The 599-nt window shown below is 66.1% G+C and carries 1 pseudogene; it reads right to left on the bottom strand.

The window, feature by feature from the left end:
- A pseudogene (locus tag APM_RS18965) lies at window positions 1-599 on the bottom strand (transposase); the annotation flags it as partial.

Raw genomic sequence — 599 nt, 5'->3', positions numbered from 1 at the left:
CAATCACCGGCACCAGCACCGAGACATCGGCGGTGTTGCCCGGCCACATCTCGGTGCAGATCGGCCTTCCGTCCTGATCGATCACCACGCCCAGGATCATCTGCGCGAGCTGTGGGCGGTAATCCTTGGAGTGGCCCCGCGCGCCCAGCGTCTCGCCGCCGGCACCTTCGAAATACAGCGAGGTGGTGTCCATGAACACGACCGAGAGGTCGGTGAACAGATCATGCCGTCGGGCGAAGAGCCGCTCTTCCACCAGATCCTTCACCGTCCGCGGTGCAAAGGGCGTGGCATCCCCCTGTTCCTCGTCCGGCAACTCCTCGCCGAGCCAGGCCATGGCGCGGTAGAGGTGATGCAGGCCGAGCTCCTCGGTGCCGGGAATGTCGTAATCGTCGAGCCATTTGTCGCAGGCGCGATCCGAGCCCGAGACCATGATCCGGTGGAGCACGGTGGCGAACACCGCGCGCTCGACCGGGAACTCGAACTGCCGCCCGGCCAGCAGCTCCTCGAGCACCGCAGCGATCCCGCTCTCCTGCCACAGCCGGCCGAAGAGCAATGGCGCGCCGAACCGGCGCATGCTCAGCATGGTCGCCTCATTCTCT

Source organism: Acidiphilium sp. PM (assembly GCF_000219295.1).
GTDB lineage: Bacteria > Pseudomonadota > Alphaproteobacteria > Acetobacterales > Acetobacteraceae > Acidiphilium > Acidiphilium multivorum.
This window is presented reverse-complemented; position numbering and strand designations above follow the sequence as displayed.